Origin of the sequence: Pseudomonas sp. Teo4, from assembly GCF_034387475.1 — a bacterium.
Lineage (GTDB): Bacteria > Pseudomonadota > Gammaproteobacteria > Pseudomonadales > Pseudomonadaceae > Aquipseudomonas.
Genome location: NZ_JAXCIL010000002.1, coordinates 962,212 through 985,736 on the forward strand (window position 1 = coordinate 962,212; position 23,525 = coordinate 985,736).

Here is a 23,525-nt window from a genome sequence, read left to right on the forward strand (position 1 = left end):
AGCCGGCTTGCCGGCGATAGGGGCCTACAGACAACAAAAAGCCCCGACAAGTCGGGGCTCTTCGTTCAGCGTGGGAAGCTTAATGCTTGGCGGTTTCGCCAACGACCACGGCTTCCTTCTTGCCTGCAGCCTGCACCAGCGACTGGTAGTACGCCTCGCCTTTCTGGGCGTCGTACATACCCTGCCAGCGGGCGATGACCACTGCGGCCAGCGCGTTACCGACCACGTTCAGCGCGGTACGGGCCATGTCCATGATGCGGTCGACACCAGCGATGAAGGCCAGGCCTTCCAGCGGAATGCCCACGCTGCCCAGGGTGGCCAGCAGTACCACGAAGGATACGCCCGGCACGCCAGCGATACCCTTGGAGGTGACCATCAGGGTCAGCACCAGCATCAGCTGCTGGCCGATCGACAGGTCGATACCGTACAGCTGGGCGATGAAGATCGCTGCGATGCTCTGGTACAGGGTCGAACCGTCGAGGTTGAAGGAGTAACCGGTCGGTACCACGAACGAGCAGATCGACTTCGGCGCACCGTATTTTTCCATCTTCTCGATCACGCGCGGCAGCACGGTTTCCGAGCTGGAGGTCGAGTAGGCGAGGATCAGCTCGTCCTTCATGATGCGCATGATCTTGATGACCGAGAAGCCGAACACGCGCGCCACCAGGCCCAACACCATGAAGGCGAAGAAGGCGATGGCGAAGTACACCAGCAACACCAGCTTGGCCAGCGGCAGCAGCGAAGCGAAACCGAAGTTGGCAACGGTGACGGCGATCAGGGCGAACACGCCGATCGGGGCGTAGTTCATGATCATGTGGGTGACCTTGAACATGGTCTCCGACACGCCCTGGAAGGTACGCACCAGCGGCTCGCGCAGGTCGGCGTTGAGGCTCGACAAGCCCATACCGAACATGACCGAGAAGAAGATGATCGGCAGCATTTCGCCACGCATCAGCGCTGCGAAGATGTTCGATGGGATCAGGTTGAGCAGGGTCTCGATGAACGCGTGCTCATGCTGCACTTCGGCTGCGGTGGCCTGGTACTTGGAGATGTCGACGGTACCCAGGGTGCTCATATCGATACCAGCGCCTGGGTGGAACAGGTTGGCCAACACCAGACCGACAACGATGGCGATGGTGGTTACCACCTCGAAGTAGATGATGGTCTTCAGGCCGATGCTGCCCAGTTTCTTCGCGTCGCCTACCCCGGCGATGCCCACGATCAGCGACGAAATCACGATCGGGACGACGATCATCTTGATCAGGCGAATGAAGATGTCGCCGGCGGGCTGGAGAACGTTGCTGATCCACCATGCCTTTTCCGCACTGAAATGGTTCAGTAGCGCGCCGACTGCAACGCCCAGCAGCAGACCGATCACGATCTGCCAGGCGAGGCTCAGTTTTGCCTTCTTCATGTCATTACCCTTTGTTGTAGTGGTCATGGGAGCCGGCCTGAGAGGCGCATAACAGAGCCGTTCTCAACGACTTTGGCAGCGCTTTGTCCCATCCGGAGACCGCATGTAAAGACACCGCAGGCGAGCAATCGGGTGCTCGGCCAGCGAAAAAAGGCCGCAACTATTGCGATGGGGCAGGGGGAAATCTAATGCCGGAAACGAATACCCCATGCCGAACATGCATAATGTTTTCGCTTACATCCGGCTGCTTCCAAGCCCTTGATTTACAACGTTCGGATTCCCGAACATGACCAAACCGCCATTTTCCGGCAGATTTAGCTGTATCGATTAAGGGTTGGAAATGGCTTGTTCGACAATCCGAATGGCCGAAATGGCACCTGTCGTGCCCTTGCCACCCGCGAAAAAAAATTGATGTACGGTCGAGACAAAATGTGTCTTGAAGGAAAAAACCAGAAAGGGAATGGAAGAAGTCGACATGGCGTCTCGGAAGCCCGGCCGGGTCGAGCCTTCTACAAGCTCGAAACGCGACCGGCCGTGAACTTCCGAATCTGCCTTTCCTGACCCGGCCCATTGCTGGAGGCACTCCCTGTGCCCCTAGGCCACTCCGATCCTGCAACAATCAGAACAGCCCGACCCCTTGGTCATGCGCCACCCCTCCTCGAGGCGGCGCATCATAGAAGCCAGAAATATAGAAAGGTTCAGCTTCTATTACGTGACAGCGCGCGAATCTTTTTCAGTTCCACTTCAGATCGCGCTTCAGTTGCCCTGGCATGCTCATCCTCGACCACGTCCAAAGAAGAAGGAGGCTACGAACAACACCAGGAAGACAATGAACAGGATCTTCGCGATACCTGTGGCCGCTCCAGCAATGCCACCAAAGCCCAGTACAGCGGCAACGATGGCGATGATGAGGAAAGTGATAGCCCAACTCAGCATGGTGATTCTCCTTTCTTTTTTGAAATCAGCCCGGCCGTTAGCTTCAGAACACCCAACGGTCCTGAGGCACGACATTTTCGAGGGAGGCGCTGGAGACACTGGCCGATGGCAGTGGATTTGCCGCCTTGACCAAAGTGTTGGCACGGGTCGCCTGGGTCTTCATGAGCATTGCAGTCTGAGCCGCCACCTGCTCGGACAGCCGCGCGGTCTGCCAGCTGTAATAGAAGAGGCCAACTGCTAGCGTCAGCAGTAATCCCAGCCCAAGAACCAGAAGCTGGCGGAGGGGCAGTGCGGCAGCCTGTAAACGGTCAACGGGTGGGCGGTTCATGCCGGCTTCTCCTGCTGTAATTCTTGTTCAAACCTGAACAGGTATCTGCAGCCTGCATGCCAGACCTTTTGCGGCAAATAAATCCTTTAAAATCAATAATTTAATAAAATAATCCAGTTGCACTTGGGACGTATCCTGCACGATGCCCCCGCTGACATCGTGCGAATTGCACGATCCAATCACCCACTTTGATCACCAGGTCACCTCACTTCACCTGGTCCTGTGGCCAAAAGCTGAAAAACTTCGCAACCAATGTGCCACTGCACACCTCTAAGCAAATCATCGAGATAGCTCGGCTTTAACGTGACAACCGGCCACTGGCTAGCATGCATGGGAAAGATTCCTTCAGAATCGACCATGCAACTTGCCCGATTTTTTCCACACTAATTGATGATCTACCCAAAGGAGCGCAGGAAATGGAGCCAGCCCAGGACAACCAAGGCCGCATTCTGTTGGTGGATGATGAGTCCGCTATCCTGCGCACCTTCCGCTATTGCCTTGAGGACGAAGGCTACAGCGTGGCCACTGCCAACAGCGCAGCTCAAGCCGAGGCGTTGCTGCAGCGGCAAGTATTCGACCTGTGCTTCCTGGATTTGCGTCTTGGCGATGACAACGGCCTCGATGTGCTGGCCCAAATGCGCATCCAGGCCCCCTGGATGCGCGTGGTGATCGTTACCGCCCACTCGGCCATCGATACCGCAGTGGATGCCATTCAAGCAGGTGCGGCCGACTACCTGGTCAAACCGTGCAGCCCTGACCAGCTGCGCCTGGCCACCGCCAAGCAACTGGAAGTGCGCCAGCTGTCGGCGCGACTGGAAGCCTTGGAAGGCGAGGTTCGCAAACCCAAGGACGGCTTGGACTCGCACTGTCCTGCCATGATGGCGGTGCTGGAAACCGCACGCCAGGTCGCCACCACCGACGCCAACATTCTCATTCTGGGTGAATCGGGCACCGGCAAGGGCGAACTTGCCCGCGCCATCCATGGTTGGAGCAAGCGCTCGCGCAAGGCCTGCGTCACCATCAACTGCCCTTCACTCAATGCCGAACTGATGGAGAGCGAACTGTTCGGGCACACCCGCGGTGCCTTCACCGGGGCTAGCGAAAGTACCTTGGGGCGAGTCAACCAGGCCGACGGTGGCACCCTCTTTCTCGACGAGATCGGCGATTTCCCCCTGACATTGCAACCCAAGCTGCTGCGCTTCATCCAGGACAAGGAGTACGAGCGGGTAGGTGACCCGGTGACCCGACGAGCCGATGTACGCATCCTTGCGGCCACCAACCTCAACCTTGAAGAGATGGTGCGCGAGAGCCGCTTTCGGGAAGACCTGCTGTACCGCCTCAATGTCATTACCTTGCACTTGCCGCCCTTGCGCGAACGCAGCGAGGATATTCTGACCTTAGCCGAGCGCTTCCTGGCTCGCTTCGTGAAGGAGTACTCGCGCCCGGCCCGCGGATTCAGCGAAGAAGCCCGCAGTGCCCTGCTCAATTACCGTTGGCCAGGCAACATCCGCGAGTTACGCAATGTCGTTGAGCGCGCTAGCATCATCTGCCCGCAGGAGTGGGTCGAAATGAGCCATCTGGGCATGGGCGAGCAGCCTACCGGCAACACGCCCCGGATCGGTGCCGCCCTCAGCCTGGACGAACTGGAGCGCGCCCACATCGGCGCGGTGCTGGCCACCAGCGATACGCTGGACCAAGCCGCCAAGACCTTGGGTATCGACGCCTCGACGCTCTATCGCAAGCGCAAGCAGTACAACCTATGAAATGGCCGATGAAGCTGCGCACGCGGCTTTTCCTCAGCATTTCGACACTCGTCATTGTCGCCCTGCTTGGCCTGACACTAGGCCTGGTCAGCATGCTGCAGATGGCCACGGTGCAACAGCAACTGGTGCGCGAAACCACCCATGCCCTGGAGTTGGGCTTGAAGCTGCGGCAGAACCTGGGCGAACAGCTGACCCTTATTCTCGATGAGGGCACCGCACCCGAAAACCTGCAAGCACTCCAGAACAACTTCCAGACCCTGCTCAATCAGGGCCTGGAGCAAGGCGGCGAGCGGACCGGTTTCAGCAAAGCCAGCAGCCACTACCAAAGCTTCCTCCAGGCGTACCGAGAAAGCCCTGCCCCAGCGCGGAGCATGGCTGCGGACCAGCCACTGGGCGCCGCGTTCAGCCAAGTGCGCGCCGACCTGATCGATGCCCACAAGCAGGCACTGGAGCTCATCTCCCGAAGTGAGGCACAGACGCGTAACCACGCCCTGCTGGTCAGCGGCCTGCTAGGCCTGATCGGACTGGTCGTGCTGGTGTTGGGGTTCGTCACCGCACACAAGATTGCCCAGCGCCTGGGCCAACCGATCGAGGCCTTGGCCCAGGCGGCGGACCAGCTGGGCCAAGGCAACTTCAACGTTACCCTGCCGGTCACCCAGGCGGCCGAGCTGAGCCAGCTGACCCGCCGCTTCGGGCTGATGGCCGATGCTTTGCGTAAACATCAGGAAACCAACGTCGATGAGCTGCTGGCCGGCCAGCAACGTCTTCAGGCCGTGCTCGACAGCATTGACGACGGTTTACTGATCATCGACCGCCAAGGCCATCTCGAGCACCTCAACCCAGTGGCACAACGTCAGCTCGGGTGGAATGACAGCCGCGTTGGCAGCAACCTCGCCGAAGCGCTGCAGCGCCCAGAGTTGGAACAACAGCTGCGCCAAGTACTGCGCGGCGGCAACCTGGACCGGCCACCTGACGACCTGCAAATCGAGGTCGACGAAGAATCCAGGCTCCTGACCTACAGCCTGACTCCAGTGAGCCACCCGCAGGGGCCGATTCTGGGCGCGGTCATGGTGCTGCACGATGTAACCGAACAACGCGCCTTCGAACGTGTGCGCAGCGAGTTCGTGCTGCGTGCCTCCCATGAACTGCGCACTCCGATCACCGGCATGCACATGGCATTCGGCTTGCTGCGCGAGCGTCTGACGTTCCCCCCTGATGCACGCGAACACGACCTGATCGAGACCATCAGCGAAGAAATGCAGCGCCTGACCCAGCTGATCAACGACCTGCTCAATTTCTCGCGTTACCAGAGCGGACTGCAAAAGCTTGAACTGGCGCCTTGCCCCATCGACTCACTGCTCGAGCGCGCCCAGGCACGCTTCGCCGAGCAGGCCACGCAAAAGCAGATCGAGCTGGTCAACGCCCTCGAGCCGCCACTGCCGCGCATTCAGGCCGATGTCGCCCAGCTCGACCGGGTTCTGGACAATCTGCTGCACAATGCCATTCGCCATACTCCCAACGGCGGCCGGATACGCCTGCACGCACGACGGCATGCGGAGCGAGTGATCGTCAGTGTCGAGGACAATGGCGAAGGTATCGCCTATGGGCAACAAGGGCGAATTTTCGAACCTTTCGTGCAGGTGGGCCGCAAAAAGGGTGGGGCGGGACTGGGGCTGGCGTTGTGCAAGGAAATCGTGCAACTGCATGGTGGGCGTATGGGGGTGTTTTCCCGACCCGGGCAAGGCACCCAGTTCTACATGGCATTGCCAGTCTGAAGTGCAGGGGTTGTCGCTTCACCCTTCACAGCTCGTCGTCGACCCGCCGAGCTTCAATTTGCCTCCCTCGGGTCACCAGCTCGGCGAACTGCCGTGCATTGAGTGGATGGGCAAATAACCAACCCTGGCCATAGTTGACCCCTTCGCTATTGAGCAACTCGGCCTGGTCCTCACATTCGATACCTTCGGCAATCACCCGCAGGTGCAGGTCATGAGCCATTCGAATGATGTGCGGTGCCACACCGCTGCTGGCGGCATCGTGCCCCAAAGCATCGATGAACGCCTTGTCGATCTTCAGGCAGTCCACAGGCAGGGTCTGCAGATAGGCCAGGCTGCAATACCCCGTGCCGAAATCGTCGATCAATACCTGATGGCCGGAAGCGCGCAATGCCTGCAGGTTGTCGCGGGCCACCACCACGTCGATCAGCCCACGCTCGGTGACCTCGAAGGCGATCTGGCTGGCCGACACCCGATGCAAGGCCAGTAACCGTGCAGCGACTCTACCGATACGGGGCACCATCACATCGCATGCCGCAAGATTCACCGAGATGTACAGGTTGCGGTGCGAGCGCAGCAGCTGCCCAAGCTGCTCGAGCACACGCTGCAGGACGAAATCGGTGATCTGACGTATTTGCCCGGTGTTCTCGGCAAGCGGGATGAACAGGTCCGGGCTGGTCAGCGTCCCGTCCGGGCGGCGCCAGCGCACCAGCGCCTCGGCCCCAACGCAGCGGCGGCTGTCGAGTTCGAAAATCGGCTGGTAGAGCACCTGGAGTTCACCCCGCCGCAGTGCATTCTGCAGCTCGGAACTCATCGAACGCCGCTGCTGCACCAGTTGCAGCACCAGCCAGCCGATGCAGCAGGCCGCCAGCAGGCTGCCTGGAATCAGCAACCAGAGCATGCCGTTCATTTTCAACGGCAGGCTGGCCCGTGGCGCAATCAGCACCAACTGGTAGTCCGGCGACTTGGTCGGCATGCGGTAGATAAGGCGGTCGCTCAGTTCAAGCAGCGTGTTCTCGCTGGAAGGCCAGGCCGCTGCAGGCGGCCAGACTTGCGGCGGGCCCAGCACCGGAATGGCCCGAGAGCCATTGTCCAGAACCACCAGCAAACTCCCGCCTGGTGGCAGATCGACCACGTCGGTCAGATGCCCACGGGATGTGGAAACCACGAACTTGCCGCGTCCCAGCATCAATGCCGCCAGGTTTTCGTCGGGTTCGGTGGTAGTGTTCAACCAGTAGCTATAAGTTGGGCCGCGAATATCTGGCGCCCGCAACGCTTCGATGAGCCGTTCGCCACCCCGGTTGGAGCAGGCAATGTTGCCGTCGATGTAGGCCGCCTCATAAATGAAGCGTGAACCGAGGCCAACAGCTTGCAAGGCTTGCAGCATGGCCGCATCACAACCACGCAAAGGCTGCGCCTGCAGCGCGTCGACCCCTTCTCGCAACTGGCCGAACACCTGCTCAAGCCGTTCAAGAAAACGGTCGCCCTGCGCATTCATTTGCGCACTTTCACTTTGCTTCATCTGCTGCAAGGCAATGCCGAAGCTGGCGGTCAGCAGCACCGCGCCACTGGCCAAAGCTGCCAAGGTGGCCAGCATCCAGGGACGGTAAAAAATTTGGCGCAATACAGTTAGCAAGGCTGACATCGCTAGCATCCAGTTGATTACCAAGGTATAGCAACTGGTTTGGCAGTCAGCCTGCCCGTTGAGCGGTGATTGAGGCGTCTAGCGCCACTCGCTCAACGCATGCGGTTGAGCACTTGCAGAATAGCTGCCGTTTGAGCGTCTGGTGTGCCATCGAAACGCGCTGGACGGAAGCGCATCTGGAAGGCTGCGATGACATGGCGGGTAGCGACATCCAGCTCGCCTGACTGCTCGATTGCGTAGCCAAAACGCGCCAACTCCTGCTGATACCAGCCGATCGAGGGGGGATTTGCGCTGAAATACGCTTGCTGACGGGCCACGGCCGTGGCGTCTGGCCAGATACCAATGCCTGCATCGGCCAGGCGCTTCCACGGGAACAATGGCCCCGGGTCCAGTTTGCGTAATGGTGCGATATCACTGTGGCCAATAATGTGGCGCGGCTCGATATGGTTGCGTTTGACGATGTCCTTGAGCAGGGCGATCAGCGATTGAATCTGTGCCTCGCTGTAAGGGTGCCAGACACGACCATTGGGCGTATCGGTGAAACCAGGGTTGACGATTTCGATGCCGATGGAGCTGGAGTTGAGCCAGGTCCGCCCCTGCCATTGGCTATCGCCTGCATGCCAGGCTCGACGGCTCTCGTCCACCAGCTGGTAGACCGTTGCCGGACCATCGCCGATCAGGTAATGACTGCTGACCTCACCATGGGTCAGCAACGCGAGCGAACGTTCGAGGGACGCGTTGGTGTAATGCAGAACCACGAACTGGATTCGTTCGTCCTGGTTGGCGGAAACATGACTGCGGTCGATTCGCAGGCCGGTAGAACAGCCCGTCAGGATCAACAGCAGGAAAACGGTGATTAAGGTTTTCATCGGAAGAAAGCACGTCTGAAGAGTCTACATCGTGGCTACAGTATAACGTGCTCTCTTCCAACGATTGGGGTGAGAGTGCTTCAACGTGTGCACATCACCAGAAACTCCATCGAGTTGTCACCACTGGGGCCTTTGACGTCCAACAGTTGAGTCATGACTGTCGCCTTTTCGACCACAGGCTTGCCAATGACTTTGGCATACCCATGAACAAGTCTGTTTTCGCTGCTGGTATCGATCGGCGACACCGAGCAGAAACCAGGGTCCTGGTGGACGATACGTTTGTTGAAGAACAATGAGTACTGGGCGAAGTAGTTGTCTTTAGCCTGATGCTCAACCCTTTCAATCCACTTCGGCCATTGCCGCAGTACTTTGCCATCGGCACCAACATGCGCGGTCCAGAATTGCTCTTTGGCTATGGCAGAGGCCTGGCACGCCAGACCTATCATCAATACAGCTATCGCACGGGATGCTTTCATCGCTTGGCTCCATCTGAGGCATCGTTCTGTAAAGGCATGCGCGCAAGTGCGCACGCCGGCATACAGTCTCGATTCAGAAACCCTGCGAATGTGGTACTTATTTATGCTATCTCGACTCGATTGCGCCCCAGATCCTTCGCCCTGTACAGCGCATCGTCGGCACGTTTGAGCACCTGGTCAGCACGCTCGCCCGAGCGGAAAGCACTCAAACCGATGGAAGCGGTGATTACCACGCGCTCGCCCTTGAAATGGAACGGGCACGCCTCGATGGCCGCACGCAGTGCTTCGGCGACTTGTTGCCCCGCAGCCGGTGAGGTCTGTGGCAACAGCAGGACAAACTCCTCACCCCCAAAGCGGGCAATGAAGTCTTGGCCACGCAGGCGTTTGCGCAGCTGGCCGGCCACGATCTTCAACACCTTGTCGCCCGCCAGATGTCCGTAGCCGTCGTTGATACGTTTGAAGTGGTCCAGGTCAAGGATGGCCATCAGCAGATGCCCGCCGCTCTCCTGCCAGTCCAGTACCTCTCGCTCCACCCGCTCGGCCCAGGCAGCGCGGTTGGGCAAGCCGGTAAGCGGGTCGATCAGCGCCTTCTGCCTTTGTTCCTCCAGGTGCTCGCGATAGCCGAGGGCTTCCTGCTCCATGTTTGCCACGCGTTCGGCCAGGCCCTGCAGGCGGCCTGCCAGTTCCTGTTCGCGGCGGTCACGCTCACGTTGATGATCGTCGATGGTGACCGACAACCCCTCCAGACGGTTTTCCAGGATGTGCTTGAGGCTGTCCAGGTCCGCCGCACCTTGTACGCTGCTTTGCAGGCCATCGACCTGTTCACGCAGTTGGCTGTCCAGCTCACGGGCTGCGGTGCTGTTGTCGGCGTGTCCGGCACTGGCCTCCTGCAGGTGGCTCTGGAAATTCTCCAGGCGCTCGTTGAGCTGTTGCAGGTAAGCCTCGAATTCGTGCTGGCCGCTGTCGGTGATTGCCAGCATGAGCACCGCCAGGTCGTCGAGGACCGGAATCAGCTCGTACCAATTCAAGCCGCGGGCCACTCGCTCGCGCATTTCCAGGGCTTGTGCCTTGTGGCGCTCGGGCAGGCTCAGGTCGTCGAGCAGCCCGATCAGGGTCTGCTCGATATGTGCGGCGACCTGGCTATATGGTGGTTCGACAGCGTCAGGCAGGGCATAGGGGCCATCTTCGCCAGCGACTTCCTCAGCCTGCGCAGGCGCTTCGACCTGTACGGGTTCATCGCCTGAATCGCCCTCAGACACCAGCTCTGCCGAAGCGGGTGGGTCCGCTGGCGGTTCCTGGCTTTCGTTCTCGACCAGGGCGGGTTCGGAGAGTACGGTCGGCTGCGACTCTGCCACGGCTTGCGGCGTCTGGGGCTCCTCGCCCTCCATGGGCTCGGCAGGTTGTACCTGCGCCACGGGAAGGGGCTGCAGTTCATCCACATCGGAGGCTTGCGCATCCACTTCGACGGGCAACGAGGCTGCTGGCACCTCTTCAGTCAAGGGATGCGCTTCGGGCGTACTGACAGCAACCTGGCCAGCAGGGGCCGGTGCCTGCTCGCCCGGTTGTTCAACATCGCGGTTACCGAACAAGCGCTGCAGGAATCCTGGCCGGGCTTCTTCCTCGGGTTTGCCCAGCGCAGACAGTGCGAGCCCTTGCAGTCCACTGAGCTCACCCAGCAAAGGTGGCAGATCCCGGGACTGACTGACGCCACCGTCGAGCTTCTTCGCCAGTTTTTTCAACGGTCGGGAGACATCGCCCGGCAAAGGCAGCGTCTGCAACTGGCTGACCAGCGACGTCAGTGCATCGCTGACCTGGTTCATCCGGGTTTCACGGCGCTGTTCGGAGTCCAGCACCGCCTTCTCAAGACGCGGGATCAGGCCGGCGAGGCCAGCATCCATGTTGTCGCTGCGAATGACCTCGCGCATTTCCTTCATGCACTGGTCGACCACCTTGTCACTGCCTTCGGCAGCCAGGGTGCTACGCACCAGGCCTCGACGCAGCAGGTCAAGACGAGCATTCCAACGGCGCTCGAGTTTTTCCTGTTGTTCGATGCTTTTAAGGTATTTTTCTTTCCAGCGCTCGGCGTCGATGGTCATGCCTGGATCCGCAACAAGTGATGCATCTATGAGCTGTGATTACACGCTTTCGGCGAGCGCTTCGAACACTTGAGGGCTCGAAACACATCTGCTGATCTACCTCAAGACCGGCAGCGTATCCACAGTCAATGCTTCAGGCAATCGGATCTCGACAGCAACCGGAAGGTGGTCGGAAATCGGCTGCGCCAGCACCTCGACCCGCTCAAGGGTCAGGCTCGGGCTGAGCAGGATATGGTCCAGGCAGCGTTGCGGGCGCCAGCTGGGGAAGGTGGCCTCGGCCTGCGGGGCGATCAGGCCCAGATCGCGCAGGGGCGAGTGGTCGAGCAGGTCGGTGGCGTGGGTGTTCATGTCGCCCATCAACACCTGGTGACGATAGCCGCCGATCAGCTCGCGAATGTAGGCCAGCTGCCGGGCACGGGTCTTGGCACCTAGGGCCAGGTGCATCATCACCACGATCAGCGCGTCCGCGCCCTCGCCGAAACGCACCAGAATTGCACCACGACCAGCCGGGCCGGGAAGTGGATGGTCTTCCAGCAGCTGCGGCTTGAGGCGGCTGAGCACACCATTGCTGTGCTGGGCGAAACGCCCGAGGTTGCGATTGAGTTGCTGGTACCAATAGGGGAAGGCACCCAGTTGCGCCAAGTGCTCGACCTGATTGACGAAACCTGACCGCAGGCTGCCGCCATCGGCCTCCTGCAAGGCCACCAGGTCAAAGTCGTTGAGCAGCTCGCCAATTTTTTGCAGGTTGCCGGCACGCCCGGTGTGCGGCAGCAGGTGCTGCCAACTGCGGGTCACGTAGTGCCGATAACGCTCGGTGCTGATGCCGACCTGAATGTTGAAACTCAGCAGCCGCAGGCGACCATCCTCGGGCAGGCCAGGGGCCTGCAGGTGATGTTCGTTGACCTGCGGCTGATGCAGGCCAATGCCACGCGTGGATCTGAAGCGGGGCATGGGGTTCGCCGCTTACTTAGCGGCGCGTTCCTTGGCGATCAGCTGGTCGGCGACGTTCAGCACGCCTTCCGGACCGCCTGCGGTACCCAGGTCGAAGCGATACTTGCCGTTGACCACCATGCTCGGTACGCCGGTGATTTCGTACTTCTTCGCCAGCTCTTTGGCCTGATTGACCTGGCCTTTGATGGCGAAGGAGTTGAAGGTGGCCAGGAACTTGTCCTTGTCGACGCCTTGGGTGGCAAGGAAGTCGGCCATGTCGTTAGGGTCGGTCAGACGCTTGCGCTGGTTCTGGATGGCATCGAACACGGCGGCGTGCACCTTGTGCTCCACGCCCATGGCTTCGAGGGTCAGGAACATCTGGCCGTGGGCATCCCACGGGCCGCCGAACATCGCGGGAACGCGTTTGAAATTGACGTCCTTGGGCAGCTTGTCTACCCATGGGTTGATGGTCGGCTCGAAGTGGTAGCAGTGTGGGCAGCCATACCAGAACAGCTCGACCACTTCGATCTTGCCAGGCACGGATACCGGAACAGGGTTGCTCAGCTCGATATATTCCTTGCCAGCCACAGGTTCCGCGGCCTGAACGGCAGTCATACCGAATACGCTGGCGGCGACCAGCGCAGCGCTGAGAATCAGTTTACGCATGCTTTACTCCTGAGCAGTCATTGGTCGCCTCGACGCGACCTGAATTCAGACAGGTCGGGAAGGGCCCGAGTTCTGTAGTGTAACGGCAGCGGACCGAAAAAAGGGCGGTCCGGCCGCCCTTTCATCTTTGCCGTACAGCATTAACCGAATGTTAATGCAGACCCTGGATGTAGCTGGCCAAGGCTTCGATGTCCTTGTTGCTGAGCTTGCCGGCAATCGAGCGCATGGTCATGGCATCGCCATCGTTGGTGCGGTTGCCTTCGCGGAAGTCCGTGAGCTGCTTGGTCACGTACTGCGAATGCTGGCCACCCAGGTGCGGGAAGCCGGCGAGGGCGATGCCAGCGCCATTGGGCGAGTGGCAGCCGGTGCAAGCCGGCATGCCTTTCTCCAGGTCACCACCATTGAACAGGGCACGCCCCCGCTCGACCAGTTTGGGATCGGCCGCCCCCACGCTGCCCTTCTGACTGGAGAAGTAGGCAGCGATATCGGCCAGATCCTGATCACTGAAGTTGGTGAGCATGCCCGTCATTTCCAGCACCGTACGCTTACCGGACTTGATGTCATGCAATTGTTTTTCGAGGTAGCGCTGGCCCTGGCCAGCCAGTTTCGGGAAGTTCGGCGCCAGACTGTTGCCGTCGGGGTTGTGGCAGGCACCACAAACGGCCGTCTTGGCCTGGCCGGCGGCGGCATCGCCTTTGATGGGTTCCGCAGCAGTGGCCGCACCTGCGACACCCATGGTCAACAGCAGACTCACGACTAGTTTGTTCATCAGCTAATCCAACACGGCTAAGGGTGAAATGTTATGTATCGGGACTGCCACTCATCCAAAGGATGACCAAACGGTAGTCCTCGGCACTGCAGTCCATGCACAATCCACGCGGCGGCATAGCCTTGAAACCCTGAGTAACATGCGCCACCAGTGTGCCCACACCTTGCGCCAGCCTTGGCTCCCAGGCTGCCCGGTCACCCCGCTTGGGTGCCTGTGGCAACTGGCCGGCGTGACAGGCCGCACACGTGCGGTTGTACAACGCCTCGGGATCCTGTGTAGCCTGTGCGCTGAAAAATGGTAGGAACATACCGACAGCAAGCAGCCATTTCGCCATGCGGAACGACCTGACAGGGTTGGGGGCCGCGCTGCGTTCTGATGCGCGAGCTATTGTTCGACACCCCATGCTCCGTCTCCTTCGCTGGGAGAATGAGCACACAAAAACTGGGGCATTATATACTTCCGCCATCCAAACGGAAACGACACCGCTTGCCGGGCTCGGCCTTGGCAACACCCACATCGGATATCCCATGCAAGTCAAGAACCCCATCCTCGGCCTCTGCCAGAAAGCCAAATTCGCCCTCAGCGCTGCCAAGGTCGAACAATGCCCGGACGACCAGGGTTACGAGGTGGCTTTCGCCGGCCGTTCCAACGCCGGCAAATCCAGCGCCCTCAACACCCTGACTCATGCCAGCCTGGCGCGTACCTCGAAGACTCCAGGGCGCACCCAGCTGTTGAATTTCTTCAGTCTGGACGATGAACGGCGTTTGGTCGACCTGCCGGGTTACGGATATGCAAAAGTCCCTATCCCGCTCAAGCAGCACTGGCAGCGCCACCTGGAAGCCTACCTGGGCAGCCGTGAGTGCCTGCGCGGGGTCATCCTGATGATGGACGTGCGTCACCCGATGACCGACTTCGACAAGATGATGCTCGACTGGGCCAAGGCCAGCAGCATGCCGATGCACATTTTGCTGACCAAGGCCGACAAGCTGACCCACGGGGCTGGCAAGAACACCTTGCTCAAGGTGCAGTCGGAAATTCGCAAGGGCTGGGGCGACGGCGTGACCATCCAGCTGTTCTCGGCCCCCAAGCGCCTGGGGGTTGAAGATGCCTACCGCGTACTGGCGGACTGGATGGAGCTGGAAGACAAGCCTGCTGTCTGAAGCTAGTACACCCACCCTGTGGGAGCAGGTTCACCCCCTAATGCGATGCCGGGTCTACCGCCGCATTCGCGGGTGAACCCGCTCCCACAGGGGCTTTGCCTACCTTTTGGTCAAATTCCGGGCAAAAAAAACCCCGGACTTCATATGGGGAGGGGGAAGTCTGGGGTTCAAGTCCGGACCGCTAGGGCGGGGTCCGGGTATCTGCCAACACTTAACACAACATAGGAGCATCGAAAGGCTTCACCAGCCATTCAGTTACTCTGAGTTCCGGTTCACCGATTTAGTTCCGAAGCCCTCAAAACTATTTGCGATAGTTTCATGAAACTTCAGAACCAATGGCCTGAGCCATGCTCGGATCCGCGACACCACATCGCCGATCCTACACAGCTTTCCCGGCTCAATCAGTGAGCTTCGTCCCAATTCGAACCAACACCTGCCTCGACCAGCAGCGGCACATCCAGCTGCGCGGCGCTGCTCATCTGCGTGCGAATTTCATCTTTCACCTGCTCGACCAGGTCCTCTTTCACCTCGAGCACCAATTCGTCGTGAACCTGCAGGATCACCCGGGCGTCCAGCCCACTCTGGGTCAGCCAGTTATCCACATTCACCATCGCGCGCTTGATGATGTCGGCTGCAGTGCCCTGCATCGGCGCGTTGATCGCCGTACGCTCGGCGCCCTTGCGCAGTGCAGGGTTCTTGGCGTTGATGTCTGGCAGGTACAGGCGGCGTCCGAACAGGGTTTCGACAAAGCCTTGCTCGGCGGCCTGGGCGCGAGTGCGCTCCATGTACGCCAGGACACCCGGGTAGCGGGCGAAGTAGCGATCGATGTAGTCCTGCGACTGCTTGCGGTCAACGCCGATTTGCTTGGCCAGGCCGAAAGCGCTCATGCCGTAGATCAGCCCGAAGTTGATGGCCTTGGCGCTGCGACGCTGGTCAGTGGTGACCGCCTCGAGTGCCACGCCGAACACCTCGGCAGCGGTAGCGCGGTGCACATCGAGGTTGTTGCGGAAGGCATGCAGCAGGCCTTCGTCCTTGGCCAGGTGGGCCATGATGCGCAGCTCGATCTGCGAATAGTCCGCCGCCAGCAGTTTGTAGCCTGGGCTGGCGATGAAAGCCTGGCGAATGCGCCGGCCTTCGGCAGTGCGGATCGGAATGTTCTGCAGGTTCGGGTCGCTGGACGACAGGCGCCCAGTGGCGGCCACGGCCTGCTGGTAAGAGGTGTGGATTCGCCCGGTGCGCGGGTTGATCTGCCCCGGCAACTTGTCGGTGTAGGTACTTTTGAGCTTGCTCAGGGTGCGGTACTGCATCAGCACTTCCGGCAGCGGGTAACCTTGCTCGGCCAACTCGTCGAGCACGGCTTCAGCGGTGGACGGCTGCCCCTTGGCGGTCTTGCTCAGCACTGGCATGCCCAGCTTGTCGTACAGAATGGCGCCCAGCTGCTTGGGCGAACCCAGGTTGAACTCCTCACCAGCCAGCTCGAACGCGCGGCGCTCCAGCTCGGCCATTTTCACACCCAGCTCACCGCTTTGGACCTTGAGCAGTGCGGCATCGACCAACGCACCCTGGCGTTCGATCTTCGCCAACACCGGCACCAGCGGCATCTCGATGTCCATCAGCACCGGCTGCACGCTTGGCGTCTTGGCCAGACGAGCCTGCAGCGCATGGTGCAGACGCAGGGTGATGTCGGCGTCCTCGGCGGCGTAAGGGCCGGCCTTGTCCAGGGGAATCTGGTTGAAGGTCAGCTGCTTGGCACCTTTGCCCGCGATCTGTTCGAAGGTAATGGTGGTGTGGTCGAGGTACTTCTGCGCCAGGCTGTCCATGTCGTGACGGGTGGCGGTAGAGTCCAGCACGTAGGACTCGAGCATGGTGTCGTAGGCGACGCCACGCATCTGAATGGCCTGCTCGCAATTGGCGAGAATATTGATGTCGTACTTGGCGTTCTGACCGACCTTGGCCTTCGCCGGGTCTTCCAGCAATGGCTTGAGCGCCTGCAGCACTGCGTCGCGCTCCAGCTGCACGGGTGCGCCTTCGTAGTCATGAGCCAGCGGCACATAGGCCGCCTCATGGGGTTCGACTGCGAACGACAGACCGACCAATTGCGCTTGCTGAGCGTCCAGGCCAGTGGTTTCAGTGTCGAAGGCGAACAGTGGCGCCTGGCGCAGCTTCTCCAGCCAGGCCTCGAAACGGGCTTGGTCGAGGACGGTTTCATATTTCGGCTCGACCTTGGCCGCCGGTGCTTCGACCGGCTCCAGCGCTTCACCGGCCTTGGCGGCACCGCGCTGCACTTCGGCAATCCAGCTCTTGAACTCCATTTCGGTGTACAGCGCTATCAGCGCCTCGCGGTCAGGCTCGCCACAGACCAGGTCATCGACCTCGACATCCAGCGGCACGTCCACCTTGATGGTCGCCAGTTCGTACGACAGGAATGCGGCATCGCGGTGCTCTTCAAGCTTGGCCGGCAGGGTCTTGGCACCACGGATGGCCAGGGCCGGGACTTTGTCGAGGTTGGCGTACAGGTCGCTCAGACCTCCGCCGATACCGGTCAACAGGCCGACCGCGGTCTTTTCACCGACACCCGGGACGCCCGGGATGTTGTCGACCTTGTCGCCCATCAGGGCGAGGAAGTCGATGATGTGTTCAGGGCCGACACCAAATTTCTCGTGCACGCCAGCCACATCCAGCACGCTACCGGTCATGGTGTTCACCAAGGTAACGTGCCCGTCCACCAGCTGCGCCATGTCCTTGTCGCCGGTCGAAATGATGACCGGCCGACCAGCGGCGGCACTGCTGCGGGCCAGGGTGCCGATCACGTCGTCGGCCTCGACGCCTTCGACGCACAGCAGCGGATAGCCCAGGGCCCTCACACTGGCGTGCAGCGGCTCGACCTGCACCCGCAGATCGTCGGGCATGCTCGGCCGGTTGGCCTTGTATTCGGCGAACATCGCATCGCGGAACGTGCCGCCCTTGGCGTCGAACACCACGGCGAACAGGCTGTCGGGATATTGCTTGCGCAGGCTCTTGAGCATGTTCAGCACACCCTTGACCGCACCGGTCGGCATGCCCTTGGACGTGGTCAGCGGCGGCAGTGCGTGAAAGGCGCGGTAGAGATAGGAGGAACCGTCCACCAGGACGAGGGGCGCTTGGCTCATGAGGAGAATCAACCTTTTCGGCGGGTCCGGCGCTAGAATAGCCAGATCAATGACGACAAAGGGACAAGGTTATCATGCGTACACCCATTCGCCTGTTACTGCTCGGCCTGTTGGCAACCACGCCGGTCGTCACCCTGGCGGCGGACGACGCCCCATCGGCAGATCCCGATGTGACCATTCGCACGGAAGGCGATAAAACCATCCAGGAATATCGGCAAAACGGCTTCCTGTATGCGATCAAGGTCACGCCGAAGAACGGCAAACCTTATTTTCTGGTACGCGCCGACGGCTCCGAAGGCAATTTCATTCGTTCCGACCAGCCGGACATGCTGATTCCGTCCTGGAAGATCTTCGAGTGGTAATCTGACGCGCACCGTTCACATCAACCTGGCACTTCCGGCGGAAGTGCCCGCATGGGCATCTCTTCATCATGTCAGTCTTCACCCCCGTGACCCGGCCTGAGCTGGAAAACTTTCTGGCGCCGTACGAGCTGGGCCGTCTGCTCGACTTCCAGGGCATTGCCGCCGGCACCGAGAACAGCAACTTCTTCGTCAGCCTCGAACAGGGGGAGTTCGTCCTGACATTGGTCGAACGGGGCCCGGTCGAGGACATGCCGTTCTTCATCGAGCTGCTCGATGTACTGCACGAAGCCGATATGCCAGTGCCCTATGCACTGCGTGATCGCGACGGTAACGCCCTGCGCGAGCTGTGCGGTAAGCCGGCACTGCTGCAGCCTCGGCTGTCGGGCAAGCACATCAAGGCGCCGAACAACCAGCACTGTGCCCAAGTGGGCGAGTTGCTGGCGCACATTCACCTGGCCACTCGCGAGCGCGTCATCGAGCGCCGCACCGACCGTGGCCTGGACTGGATGCTGCAATCGGGTGCCGAGCTAATGCCTCGCCTGACCGCCGAACAGGCGGCGCTGCTGCAGCCCGCGCTGGACGAGATCACCGCGCACAAGGCGCAGATCCTGGCCTTGCCCCGGGCCAACCTGCATGCCGACCTGTTCCGCGACAACGTGATGTTCGAAGGCACTCACCTGACCGGTGTGATCGACTTCTACAACGCCTGCTCGGGGCCGATGCTGTATGACATTGCTATCACCGTGAACGACTGGTGCCTGGATGAGCAGGGCGCGATCGATGTGCCGCGTGCCCAGGCGCTGTTGGCGGCCTATGCGGCGTTGCGGCCGTTCACTGCGGCGGAGGCCGAGCTGTGGCCAGAGATGTTGCGAGTTGGCTGCGTGCGTTTCTGGCTGTCGCGGCTGATTGCGGCCGAGTCGTTCGCCGGGATGGACGTGATGATCCATGACCCGAGCGAGTTCGAGGTGCGCCTGGCGCAGCGCCAGCAGGTGGCGTTGCACCTGCCGTTCGCGCTTTAAAGCCAGGGGCTGCTTTGCAGCCCATCGCAGGCTGGCGCCAGCTCCCACGGATTACTGCGGTGCCTCAGGTGGGAGCTGGCGCCAGCCTGCGATGGCCGCAAAGCGGCCACAGCTTCAAAGCTGCTCCAGGCACCCCGCCAAGTCGCCACCCAGCTTCTCCAGCAAGCGCTCATAGCCCTTGGCATCCACCGGGTCGGTGCCCCCCAGGGCATCCAGCTCGGCCAGCCGCACCGGCAACCCCGCCGTCAGGGTCTCGGCCAACCGCGGCCGCAGCGGTGGCTCGCTGAACACGCAGGTCTTGCCAACTTCCTGCAAGCGCTTGCGCATGGCGGCCACGTGCTGCGCCCCCGGCTGCACTTCGGAAGCGACGCTGAACACACCGGTGTGCTTGAGCCCATAGGCGGCCTCGAAGTAGTCGAAGGCTTCGTGGAACACGAAGTAGGGCCTGTCGGCGATGCCTGCCACACGAGCTTTGATACGTGCATCCAGAGCGTCAAGGCGTTCGTTGAATGCTTTCAGGTTGCTCTGGTAACGGGTGGCATTGGCCGGGTCGACCGCCACCAGGTCCGCAGCCATCTTCGTCGCAATCACCCGGGCATTGACCGATGACAGCCACAGGTGCGCGTCCAGGCTACCCGGGCGATGATCATGGTCATGGTCGTCGTGGTCCTCTTCCTCATGGGAATGGCTGTCCTCACCGAAGTGACGCAGGCTCATGCCCGGCAGCGACTGCACGGCCACCGTGGGCTTGCCACGGCTGCCGAGCACGCGTGGCAGGAAGTTCTCCATGTCCGGCCCGATCCAGTACAGCAGGTCGGCATCCCCCACCCGACGCACATCGGAAGGGCGCAAGGCATAGTGGTGCGGCGAAGCACCCGGTGGCAGCAGTACATCAGGGCTGCCTACGCCGTCCTGAACGGCGGCGGCAATCTGTTGCAGGGGTTTGATGCTGGTGAGCACACGCACGTCGGCTTGCGCCGAACAGGCGATGAAAGCGACAAAAAGCACAAGGAATCGGGACACGATGAATACTCGACTCGTCAGAAACAGGTAACATAATAACGTCTCCATCCAGAACCGTCGCTGCCCATGTCCATTACGCCGCTGGCTCACCGTCCCCACGATCACTCCCATTGCGTGCATAGCGCACTGGCCGAGGCCGATGCCCTGTGCACGCGTCAGGGCCTGCGCCTGACCGCTCTGCGCCGCCGTGTGCTGGAGCTGGTCTGGCAGAGCCACAAGCCGCTGGGTGCCTACGACATCCTTGCCGTGCTCAGCGAACAGGATGGCCGCCGCGCCGCTCCACCAACGGTGTATCGCGCCCTGGACTTCCTGCTGGAAAACGGCCTGGTGCATCGCATCGCATCGCTCAACGCCTTCATCGGCTGCAGCCACCCGGAGCATGCGCACCAAGGCCAGTTCCTGATCTGCCGCGAATGCCACGTCGCCATCGAGCTTGAGCAGGACAGCATCAGCAACGCCATCATCGACAGCGCCAACCATGTGGGTTTCAGTGTCGAAACCCAAACCGTTGAAATTGTCGGCCTGTGTGGCAACTGCCGGAGCGCGGCATGAGTGATGCACTGATCCGCCTTGAGCAGGTCGGCGTCACTTTCGGTGGCGAGGCCGTGCTCGACAGCATTGACCTGTCGGTTTCCCCTGGACAGATCGTCACCCTGATCGGCCCCAACGGTGCCGGCAAGACCACGCTGGTGCGTGCCGTGCTTGGGCTGCTGAAACCGCACCGCGGCACGGTATGGCGCAAGCCGCGTCTGCGCATTGGCTACATGCCGCAGAAAATCCAGGTGGATGCCACGCTGCCGCTTTCGGTGCTGCGTTTCCTGCGCCTGGTGCCAGGTGTCGACCGTGCGGCGGCCTTGTCAGCCCTGCAGGAAGTGGGTGCCGAACAGGTCATCGACAGCCCGATCCAGACCATTTCCGGGGGCGAGATGCAGCGTGTGCTGCTGGCCCGTGCGCTGCTGCGCGAGCCTGAGCTGCTGGTGCTGGACGAGCCGGTACAGGGCGTCGACGTGGTTGGACAGACCGAGCTTTACAACCTGATCACCCGCCTGCGTGACCGCCACGGCTGTGGCGTACTGATGGTGTCGCACGACCTGCACCTGGTGATGAGCGCCACCGACCAGGTGGTCTGCCTGAACCGCCATGTCTGCTGCTCCGGCCACCCCGAACAGGTCAGCAACGACCCGGCGTTCGTCGAGTTGTTCGGCCTGAACGCGCCAAGCCTTGCGGTCTACCATCACCACCACGATCACAGCCACGACCTGCATGGCTCGGTGATCGCCCCTGGCACCCATGTTCACGGAGAGCACTGCAAGCATGGCTGATTTTCTTCTGTATGCCCTGCTTGCGGGTCTTTCACTGGCACTGGTAGCAGGCCCGCTGGGTTCGTTCGTGGTCTGGCGGCGCATGGCCTACTTTGGCGACACGTTGTCCCACGCGGCCCTGCTCGGTGTGGCGCTGGGCTTCGCCCTGGATGTCAGCCCAGCGCTTGCGGTCACTGCGGGCTGCCTACTGCTGGCAATCCTGCTGGTGACCTTGCAACAGCGCCAGCCGCTGGCCTCCGACACCCTGCTTGGCATCCTGGCCCCCAGCACCTTGTCGCTGGGCCTGGTGGCTCTCAGTTTCATGCACGACGTGCGCGTCGATCTGATGGCCTACCTGTTTGGTGATCTGCTGGCCATCAGCACCACCGACCTGGGCTGGATTCTCGGGGGCAGTGCGCTGGTCCTGCTGCTACTCGCCTTCCTCTGGCGCCCATTGCTGGCGGTCACCGTGCACGAAGAGCTGGCCATGGTCGAAGGCCTGCCTGTCGCGGGCCTGCGCATGGCACTTATGCTGCTGATTGCCGTGGTCATCGCCGTAGCCATGAAGATCGTCGGCGTATTGCTGATCACCTCGCTGCTGATCATTCCCGCCGCCGCGGCACAGCGTCACGCCCGCTCCCCCGAGCAGATGGCCCTGGGCGCTAGCTTGCTAGGTGTCTTGGCCGTGTGTGGCGGCCTGGCCTTGTCATGGTTCAAGGACACTCCGGCCGGCCCGTCGATCGTGGTCTGCGCTGCAGTGCTATTCTTGCTGAGCCTGGCGTTGCCCAAGCGCTGAAAACCGGGGTGTGCAAAGGCACACCCTGCAACCTTTTCACGGGTAAAGGGTCTGTAAGACCTGTTTTCGAGCGTACGCCCCTGGGTGTAGACTTGCTCGCTTTTTGCGCAAATTAGAGAGTCGCAGGAATGAAGCCGTTCGCCTCCCGTTATCTGCTTGTTGCCGTGTTTTCGCTGTTCCTGGCTGCCTGCTCCAGCGCGCCAGTCGAACAGACCGGTGCACCTGCCCAAGCCGATGCCTGGCAGCAGTTGCAGCAAAGTATCGCCAGCAATGAGCTGGCCACCGCCGAAGACCAGCTTGCAGCCCTGCAGGCCCAGTCACCGAACGATGAGCGCCTGGAACAGTACCAGCGCCAGCTGGCCGAGGCGTACCTGCAGCGCAGCCAGATCGTGCTGCAAAAAGGCGATGTGAACGCCGCGGCCACTGCGCTGGCCCGCGCCCGTGCGCTGATGCCGCAAGCCCCGGCCGTCACGGGGGGCGATGCTGTTGCCCAGGCCCGCAAGGCTGAGCTGGAAAAAGCCGAGGCGGCCCTGAAGGCAGCGGAAGCCAAGCCCAAGGCCAAGGTAATCGACCCCACGGCGCCCAGCACCGTAGTGGCGCTCAAGACCACTGACAGCCGCGCCATGCGCCGTCAGCTCGACGATATCGCCGCCGATGTGGTGAGTTATGACTGCGACGTGGTGTTTCAGGTACCACGGACAGAAGACGCGCCTTGGTTGAAAACGTTGCTGGAGAAGCGTGTGCGCAAGCTCGACAACGGTTTCAAGCTGAACCAGAAGCATGAGATTCAGCGCTCACTACCGGCCCAGGTGGTATTGATTCCGCATCAGCAGTGATCTCTTCGCGGGTAAACCCGCTGCCACAGGTGCTGCGCTGAACCTGAACTCAGCGGGTCTTTCTGTGGGAGCGGGTTTACCCGCGAAGAAGCCTGGCCTGTCAAAACAGCATCAACTGCTGCCCCACCCTGAATTGCCCCCCCACGTAATCGCCATTACCAGTTGTCGCCATATGCCCGCTGGATTGGTCCGTTACGAAATAAATGCTAAGAACA

At 61.0% G+C, this 23,525-nt stretch carries 22 protein-coding genes; 9 read left to right on the forward strand and 13 right to left on the reverse strand.

The annotated features are described in order from the left end of the window. Window positions 1–79: 79 nt before the first annotated feature. The 3 genes from gltP to PspTeo4_RS20585 all read right to left on the reverse strand — a co-directional run bounded on the left by gltP (window position 80) and on the right by PspTeo4_RS20585 (window position 2,678). On the reverse strand, window positions 80–1,414 hold the full coding sequence (gene gltP / locus PspTeo4_RS20575) for a glutamate/aspartate:proton symporter GltP (RefSeq protein ID WP_322365784.1): 1,335 nt from the start codon (window positions 1,412–1,414) through the stop codon (window positions 80–82). Window positions 1,415–2,188: 774 nt separating this feature from the next. Then, window positions 2,189–2,350 carry a DUF1328 domain-containing protein gene (locus tag PspTeo4_RS20580; RefSeq protein ID WP_003252966.1) on the reverse strand — a complete coding sequence of 54 codons (162 nt, stop codon included), beginning with the start codon at window positions 2,348–2,350 and terminating at the stop codon, window positions 2,189–2,191. Between the two features lie 43 nt (window positions 2,351–2,393). Then, window positions 2,394–2,678, reverse strand: a complete 285-nt coding sequence (locus tag PspTeo4_RS20585; RefSeq protein WP_322365785.1) for a hypothetical protein — start codon at window positions 2,676–2,678, stop codon at window positions 2,394–2,396. Window positions 2,679–3,094: 416 nt separating this feature from the next. Here PspTeo4_RS20585 and algB point away from each other — a divergent pair, with 416 nt between their 5' ends. Together algB and PspTeo4_RS20595 are read left to right on the forward strand one after the other, a co-directional pair. Beyond that, window positions 3,095–4,441 (forward strand): sigma-54-dependent response regulator transcription factor AlgB, encoded by a 1,347-nt coding sequence (algB, locus tag PspTeo4_RS20590; RefSeq protein WP_322365786.1) that lies wholly within the window; start codon window positions 3,095–3,097, stop codon window positions 4,439–4,441. Beyond that, window positions 4,438–6,216, forward strand: a complete 1,779-nt coding sequence (locus PspTeo4_RS20595; RefSeq protein ID WP_322365787.1) for a KinB sensor domain-containing domain — start codon at window positions 4,438–4,440, stop codon at window positions 6,214–6,216. The genes algB and PspTeo4_RS20595 overlap by 4 nt, the downstream gene beginning before the upstream one ends. Window positions 6,217–6,241: 25 nt before the next feature. On the opposite strand, the gene PspTeo4_RS20600 is transcribed toward PspTeo4_RS20595, so the two are convergent. The 8 genes from PspTeo4_RS20600 to PspTeo4_RS20635 all read right to left on the reverse strand — a co-directional run bounded on the left by PspTeo4_RS20600 (window position 6,242) and on the right by PspTeo4_RS20635 (window position 13,998). After that, complete coding sequence (locus tag PspTeo4_RS20600; RefSeq protein WP_322365788.1) at window positions 6,242–7,858, reverse strand: EAL domain-containing protein; 1,617 nt, start codon at window positions 7,856–7,858, stop codon at window positions 6,242–6,244. 92 nt (window positions 7,859–7,950) lie between these two features. Continuing rightward, window positions 7,951–8,727, reverse strand: coding sequence for an N-acetylmuramoyl-L-alanine amidase (locus tag PspTeo4_RS20605; protein ID WP_322365789.1), 777 nt, complete (start codon window positions 8,725–8,727; stop codon window positions 7,951–7,953). Window positions 8,728–8,807: 80 nt separating this feature from the next. Further along, on the reverse strand, window positions 8,808–9,203 hold the full coding sequence (locus PspTeo4_RS20610; RefSeq protein ID WP_322365790.1) for a hypothetical protein: 396 nt from the start codon (window positions 9,201–9,203) through the stop codon (window positions 8,808–8,810). A gap of 101 nt (window positions 9,204–9,304) precedes the next feature. Beyond that, window positions 9,305–11,299 (reverse strand): diguanylate cyclase, encoded by a 1,995-nt coding sequence (locus PspTeo4_RS20615; RefSeq protein ID WP_322365791.1) that lies wholly within the window; start codon window positions 11,297–11,299, stop codon window positions 9,305–9,307. A gap of 96 nt (window positions 11,300–11,395) precedes the next feature. Further along, entirely contained in the window at window positions 11,396–12,250 is an 855-nt protein-coding gene (locus PspTeo4_RS20620; RefSeq protein ID WP_322365792.1) for an endonuclease/exonuclease/phosphatase family protein, read from the reverse strand. A gap of 12 nt (window positions 12,251–12,262) precedes the next feature. After that, the gene (gene dsbA / locus PspTeo4_RS20625) at window positions 12,263–12,895 is read right to left on the reverse strand and encodes a thiol:disulfide interchange protein DsbA (RefSeq protein ID WP_322365793.1); all 633 of its coding nucleotides are present in this window, start codon (window positions 12,893–12,895) and stop codon (window positions 12,263–12,265) included. A 151-nt stretch (window positions 12,896–13,046) separates the two neighbouring features. Then, the gene (locus PspTeo4_RS20630) at window positions 13,047–13,664 is read right to left on the reverse strand and encodes a c-type cytochrome (RefSeq protein ID WP_322365794.1); all 618 of its coding nucleotides are present in this window, start codon (window positions 13,662–13,664) and stop codon (window positions 13,047–13,049) included. Between the two features lie 31 nt (window positions 13,665–13,695). Beyond that, window positions 13,696–13,998: a c-type cytochrome gene (locus PspTeo4_RS20635; RefSeq protein ID WP_322365795.1), complete on the reverse strand. Its 303-nt coding sequence runs from the start codon at window positions 13,996–13,998 to the stop codon at window positions 13,696–13,698. Window positions 13,999–14,191: 193 nt separating this feature from the next. Here PspTeo4_RS20635 and yihA point away from each other — a divergent pair, with 193 nt between their 5' ends. Continuing rightward, complete coding sequence (gene yihA / locus PspTeo4_RS20640; protein WP_322365796.1) at window positions 14,192–14,824, forward strand: ribosome biogenesis GTP-binding protein YihA/YsxC; 633 nt, start codon at window positions 14,192–14,194, stop codon at window positions 14,822–14,824. A 401-nt stretch (window positions 14,825–15,225) separates the two neighbouring features. On the opposite strand, the gene polA is transcribed toward yihA, so the two are convergent. After that, entirely contained in the window at window positions 15,226–17,973 is a 2,748-nt protein-coding gene (gene polA / locus PspTeo4_RS20645) for a DNA polymerase I (protein WP_322365797.1), read from the reverse strand. 74 nt (window positions 17,974–18,047) lie between these two features. On the opposite strand from polA, the gene PspTeo4_RS20650 reads away from it, so the two are divergent. Continuing rightward, complete coding sequence (locus PspTeo4_RS20650; RefSeq protein ID WP_023378024.1) at window positions 18,048–18,335, forward strand: DUF2782 domain-containing protein; 288 nt, start codon at window positions 18,048–18,050, stop codon at window positions 18,333–18,335. A gap of 68 nt (window positions 18,336–18,403) precedes the next feature. Next, the gene (locus PspTeo4_RS20655; RefSeq protein WP_322365798.1) at window positions 18,404–19,354 is read left to right on the forward strand and encodes a homoserine kinase; all 951 of its coding nucleotides are present in this window, start codon (window positions 18,404–18,406) and stop codon (window positions 19,352–19,354) included. Window positions 19,355–19,468: 114 nt separating this feature from the next. Here PspTeo4_RS20655 and PspTeo4_RS20660 read toward each other — a convergent pair whose 3' ends face one another. Beyond that, window positions 19,469–20,425 (reverse strand): zinc ABC transporter substrate-binding protein, encoded by a 957-nt coding sequence (locus PspTeo4_RS20660; protein ID WP_322365799.1) that lies wholly within the window; start codon window positions 20,423–20,425, stop codon window positions 19,469–19,471. An 18-nt stretch (window positions 20,426–20,443) separates the two neighbouring features. Here PspTeo4_RS20660 and zur point away from each other — a divergent pair, with 18 nt between their 5' ends. The 4 genes from zur (at window position 20,444) to PspTeo4_RS20680 (ending at window position 23,310) form a co-directional block, all read left to right on the forward strand. Next, window positions 20,444–20,929: a zinc uptake transcriptional repressor Zur gene (gene zur / locus PspTeo4_RS20665; protein WP_322365800.1), complete on the forward strand. Its 486-nt coding sequence runs from the start codon at window positions 20,444–20,446 to the stop codon at window positions 20,927–20,929. Then, window positions 20,926–21,699, forward strand: a complete 774-nt coding sequence (gene znuC / locus PspTeo4_RS20670; RefSeq protein WP_322365801.1) for a zinc ABC transporter ATP-binding protein ZnuC — start codon at window positions 20,926–20,928, stop codon at window positions 21,697–21,699. Before zur ends, znuC begins: the two co-directional genes overlap by 4 nt. Next, entirely contained in the window at window positions 21,692–22,474 is a 783-nt protein-coding gene (znuB, locus tag PspTeo4_RS20675; RefSeq protein WP_322365802.1) for a zinc ABC transporter permease subunit ZnuB, read from the forward strand. Before znuC ends, znuB begins: the two co-directional genes overlap by 8 nt. Window positions 22,475–22,602: 128 nt before the next feature. Continuing rightward, window positions 22,603–23,310 (forward strand): PA5502 family lipoprotein, encoded by a 708-nt coding sequence (locus PspTeo4_RS20680; protein WP_322365803.1) that lies wholly within the window; start codon window positions 22,603–22,605, stop codon window positions 23,308–23,310. Window positions 23,311–23,525: the final 215 nt, after the last annotated feature.

Bases quoted from the DNA above. Each gene is read 5' to 3' on its own strand.
- PspTeo4_RS20635 (WP_322365795.1), bottom strand. From the start codon at position 13,998: ATGGCGAAATGGCTGCTTGCTGTCGGTATGTTCCTACCATTTTTCAGC.
- PspTeo4_RS20620 (WP_322365792.1), bottom strand. From the start codon at position 12,250: ATGCCCCGCTTCAGATCCACGCGTGGCATTGGCCTGCATCAGCCGCAG.
- PspTeo4_RS20600 (WP_322365788.1), bottom strand. From the start codon at position 7,858: ATGTCAGCCTTGCTAACTGTATTGCGCCAAATTTTTTACCGTCCCTGG.
- PspTeo4_RS20580 (WP_003252966.1), bottom strand. From the start codon at position 2,350: ATGCTGAGTTGGGCTATCACTTTCCTCATCATCGCCATCGTTGCCGCT.
- PspTeo4_RS20680 (WP_322365803.1), top strand. From the start codon at position 22,603: ATGAAGCCGTTCGCCTCCCGTTATCTGCTTGTTGCCGTGTTTTCGCTG.
- znuC (WP_322365801.1), top strand. From the start codon at position 20,926: ATGAGTGATGCACTGATCCGCCTTGAGCAGGTCGGCGTCACTTTCGGT.
- zur (WP_322365800.1), top strand. From the start codon at position 20,444: ATGTCCATTACGCCGCTGGCTCACCGTCCCCACGATCACTCCCATTGC.
- algB (WP_322365786.1), top strand. From the start codon at position 3,095: ATGGAGCCAGCCCAGGACAACCAAGGCCGCATTCTGTTGGTGGATGAT.
- PspTeo4_RS20615 (WP_322365791.1), bottom strand. From the start codon at position 11,299: ATGACCATCGACGCCGAGCGCTGGAAAGAAAAATACCTTAAAAGCATC.
- yihA (WP_322365796.1), top strand. From the start codon at position 14,192: ATGCAAGTCAAGAACCCCATCCTCGGCCTCTGCCAGAAAGCCAAATTC.
- polA (WP_322365797.1), bottom strand. From the start codon at position 17,973: ATGAGCCAAGCGCCCCTCGTCCTGGTGGACGGTTCCTCCTATCTCTAC.
- PspTeo4_RS20610 (WP_322365790.1), bottom strand. From the start codon at position 9,203: ATGAAAGCATCCCGTGCGATAGCTGTATTGATGATAGGTCTGGCGTGC.
- gltP (WP_322365784.1), bottom strand. From the start codon at position 1,414: ATGAAGAAGGCAAAACTGAGCCTCGCCTGGCAGATCGTGATCGGTCTG.
- PspTeo4_RS20585 (WP_322365785.1), bottom strand. From the start codon at position 2,678: ATGAACCGCCCACCCGTTGACCGTTTACAGGCTGCCGCACTGCCCCTC.
- znuB (WP_322365802.1), top strand. From the start codon at position 21,692: ATGGCTGATTTTCTTCTGTATGCCCTGCTTGCGGGTCTTTCACTGGCA.
- PspTeo4_RS20605 (WP_322365789.1), bottom strand. From the start codon at position 8,727: ATGAAAACCTTAATCACCGTTTTCCTGCTGTTGATCCTGACGGGCTGT.
- PspTeo4_RS20660 (WP_322365799.1), bottom strand. From the start codon at position 20,425: ATGGAGACGTTATTATGTTACCTGTTTCTGACGAGTCGAGTATTCATC.
- PspTeo4_RS20630 (WP_322365794.1), bottom strand. From the start codon at position 13,664: ATGAACAAACTAGTCGTGAGTCTGCTGTTGACCATGGGTGTCGCAGGT.
- dsbA (WP_322365793.1), bottom strand. From the start codon at position 12,895: ATGCGTAAACTGATTCTCAGCGCTGCGCTGGTCGCCGCCAGCGTATTC.
- PspTeo4_RS20595 (WP_322365787.1), top strand. From the start codon at position 4,438: ATGAAATGGCCGATGAAGCTGCGCACGCGGCTTTTCCTCAGCATTTCG.
- PspTeo4_RS20655 (WP_322365798.1), top strand. From the start codon at position 18,404: ATGTCAGTCTTCACCCCCGTGACCCGGCCTGAGCTGGAAAACTTTCTG.
- PspTeo4_RS20650 (WP_023378024.1), top strand. From the start codon at position 18,048: ATGCGTACACCCATTCGCCTGTTACTGCTCGGCCTGTTGGCAACCACG.